Raw genomic sequence first — 3,954 nt, forward strand, 5'->3', positions numbered from 1 at the left:
AGCGCGAATGGCTCCAGGGTGAGGCCCTGGAAGCACAGATGGGCTACTGGAAGCAGCAGCTCACGGGAGCACCGGCCGCGCTGGAGCTGCCCACCGACCGGCCGCGCCCGCCCGTGCAGTCGCACCGGGGCGCCACGGTCGGCGTGCAGATTCCCGCGCAGGTTTCGGATGCCCTCACGGCCCTGGCGAAGCAGGAGGGCACCACGCCCTTCATGGCCTTGCTGGCCGCCTTCCAGGTGCTCCTGTCTCGCTACACCGCCCAGGATGACATCAGCGTGGGGTCCCCCATCGCGGGACGCACCCAGGCGGAGACGGAGGGCCTCATCGGCTTCTTCGTCAACACGCTCGTGTTCCGCTCCCGATTGAACCCACGGAACACGTTCCGCGAGTTGCTGGCCCAGGTGCGAGGCACCACGCTCGCGGCCTACGAGCACCAGCACCTGCCCTTCGAGAAGCTCGTCGAAGCCCTGCAGCCCACGCGCGACTTGAGCCGCGGGCCGCTCTTCCAGGCGATGTTCATCCTGCAGAACACGCCCACCGAAGCGCTGAGCGTGCCGGGCCTGTCCTTCCAGCCGCTGCCGCTGGAAGCGCACTTCGCCAAGTTCGACCTCACCCTGGCGCTGAGGGAGTCCCCCGCGGGTCTGGTCGGCGTTTTCGAGTACGCCACGGACCTCTTCGAGGCCTCGACCCTCGAGCGAATGGCCGGCCACCTGGGCGTGTTGTTGGAGGCCATCGCCACGAAGCCGGACACCCGCCTCGCGGACCTGCCGCTGCTCACCGACGCGGAACGCCAGCAACTCCTCGTCGAATGGAACCCGCGCGCCCCTGAGACGGAGCGCGAGCCCAGCATTGCCGCGATGGTGGAGGCGCAGGTACGCCGTACGCCGGATGCCGTGGCCGTCATCACTCCGGAGCGCCGGCTGACGTACCGTGAGCTGGAAGCACGATCCAATCAGCTCGCGCACCGACTGCGGGGCCTCGGTGTGGGGCCGGAAGTGCGCGTAGGCCTGTGCGTGGAACGCACGGAAGACCTCGTCATCGGGGCGCTGGGCATCCTCAAGGCCGGCGGTGCCTATGTGCCATTGGATCCCAGCTACCCACGCGAGCGCCTGGGTTGGCTGCTGGAGGACGCTCAGGGCCCGGCGCTGGTAGCGCACTCGCACCTGCTGTCGGCGTTGCCGGAGCATTCCGCCACGCCGGTGTGCCTGGACACGGACGCGGAACTGGCACGTCAGCCCACCACGGCCCCTACGGTGGACGTGCTCCCGGGCCACCTCGCCTACCTCATCTACACCTCGGGCAGCACGGGCCGTCCCAAGGGCGTTGCCATTACGCAGGGCAACGCCGTGGCCTTCCTGCACTGGGCCCTGGCGACGTACTCGCCTGAAGAGCTCAAGGGTGTGCTCGCCGCGACGAGCCTCAACTTCGACCTCTCGGTGTTCGAGCTGTTCGCGCCGCTCTCCAGCGGAGGCGCCGTAGTGGTGGCACGCAATGCCTTGCACCTGGCGGAGCTGCCCACCGCGTCGGAGGTGACGCTCATCAACACCGTGCCCTCCGCCATGGCCCAACTGGTGCGCCTGGGCGCGGTCCCCCCCACTGCGGGAGTCATCAACCTCGCGGGCGAAGCGCTGCCGGACACGTTGGCGAAGCAGGTGTACGGCCTGCCCTCCGTGCGCAAGCTCTACAACCTCTACGGCCCGTCCGAGGACACCACGTACTCGACTGGCTCGCTGGTGGGGCGCGAGGAAGCGCCGCTCATCGGTCGGCCTCTGCCTGCCACGCGCGCCTACGTCCTCGACGCCACGCTCCAGCCGGTCCCGGTGGGCGTCGCCGGTGAGCTTTACCTCGCGGGTGAAGGCCAGGCGCGGGGCTACCTGCTGCGGCCAGACCTGACGGCGGAGCGCTTCGTCCCGGAACCCTACGGGCCTCCGGGTGGCCGCATGTATCGCACCGGCGACCGTGTCCGGTACCGCGAGGACGGGCGGCTGGAGTACCTCGGCCGCATCGACTTCCAGGTGAAGGTGCGCGGCTTCCGCATCGAGTTGGGCGAGGTGGAGTCCGCTCTTCGTCGTGCGACGTCGATCAAGGATGCGGTGGTGGTGGCGAAGGGTGAAGCCGCGGACAAGCGGCTCGTCGCCTATGTCGTCGCGAAGGCGGGCGTCACCCTCGAAGCCGAAGCGCTCAAAGCCCAACTGCGTCAGGGCCTCCCCGAGTACATGGTGCCCGGCACCATGGTGGTGCTGGACGCCCTGCCCCTCAACGCCAACGGCAAGGTGGACCGCAAGGCCCTGCCGGAGCCCGAGGCGCTCCAGTCTGGGAGCACCTACCTCGCACCGCGCACGCAGACGGAAGCGAAGCTCGCGGCCATCTGGGCCGAGGTGCTCCGGCTGCCGCAGGTGGGCGTCCGGGACTCCTTCTTCGAGTTGGGCGGCCACTCACTGCTCGCCACCCAGGTGGTGTCACGCGTTCGCGCGGAGTTGAGCGTGGAGTTGCCCCTGCGCGCGCTCTTCGAGTCACCCACCGTGGAAGGGCTGGCCGGGCGCATGGCCGGGCTCACCAGTTCCAGCGCCCCTGCGCTCACGCGCATTTCGCATGAGGGCCCGCTTCCACTGTCCTTCGCGCAGCAGCGCCTCTGGCTGCTGGATCAGCTCCAGCCGGGGGATGCGTCCTACAACCTGCCTGCCGCGCTCCGCCTCACGGGACGTCTGGAGGTGGAAGCCCTGCGCCGCGCCTTCGAGGCCCTCGTCCAGCGCCACGAGGCCCTGCGCACCACCTTCCAAGAGCACCTGGGCCAGCCCACGCAGAGGATCCACGCCCCGAGTGGCTGGACGCTGCCCGTCATCGACCTCTCCACCCTGCCCGAAGCACAACGCAACGCGGAAGCCCGACAACGTGCCGCCGAGGAGGCACGCCAGCCGTTCCAGCTCTCCACCGGCCCGCTACTGCGCAGCACGTTGGTGCGCCTGGGCGAGGAGGAGCACCTGCTGCTGGTGACGATGCACCACGTCGTCTCCGACGGCTGGTCCATGGGCGTCCTCGTCCGTGAGGTGGCCGCCTTCTACGCGGCGTTCAGCACGGGCAGCACGCCCAGCCTCACGCCCCTGCCCGTGCAGTACGCGGACTTCGCGACGTGGCAGCGCGAATGGCTCCGGGGTGAAGCGCTGGACGCACAGATGGGCTACTGGAAGCAGCAGCTCACGGGAGCACCCGCCGCGCTGGAGCTGCCCACGGACCATCCACGTCCGCCCGTGCAGTCGCACCGCGGCGCCACGTTCGGGCTGCAGATTCCCGCGCAGGTCTCGGACGCACTCAAGGCCCTGTCCCAGCGCGAGGGCACCACGCCCTTCATGACGCTGCTCGCGGCCTTCCAGGTGCTGCTGTCGCGCTACACCGCGCAGGATGACATCAGCGTGGGGTCCCCCATCGCTGGCCGCACCCAGGCAGAGACGGAGGGCCTCATCGGATTCTTCGTCAACACGCTGGTGTTGCGCGCGCACGTGAAGCCCCAGGCGACATTCCGGGAGCTGCTCGCCCAGGTCCGAGGCACGACCCTCGCCGCCTATGAGCACCAGCACCTGCCCTTCGAGAAGCTCGTCGAAGCGCTGCAGCCCACGCGCGACCTGAGCCGCGGGCCGCTCTTCCAGGCGATGTTCATCCTGCAGAACACGCCCACCCAAGCGCTGAGTGTGCCGGGCCTGTCCTTCCAGCCGCTGCCGCTGGAAGCGCACTTCGCCAAGTTCGACCTCACCCTGGCGCTGAGTGAGTCCCCCGCGGGTCTGGTCGGCGTCTTCGAGTACGCCACGGACCTCTTCGAGGCCTCGACCCTCCAGCGCATGGCCGGCCACCTGGGCGTGTTGCTGGAGGCCATCGCCACGAAGCCGGACACCCGGCTCGCGGACCTGCCGCTGCTCACCGACGCGGAACGCCAGCGACTCCTCGTCGAATGGAATCCGC

General features: G+C 69.5%; 1 protein-coding gene. It reads left to right on the forward strand.

Translation table 11 applies throughout. The features are described from left to right. Window positions 1-3,954: non-ribosomal peptide synthetase (locus D7X12_RS40005; protein WP_120630382.1), on the forward strand; the 3,954-nt coding region annotated here is incomplete at both ends.

Origin of the sequence: Corallococcus sicarius, from assembly GCF_003611735.1 — a bacterium.
Classification (GTDB): Bacteria; Myxococcota; Myxococcia; order Myxococcales; family Myxococcaceae; genus Corallococcus; species Corallococcus sicarius.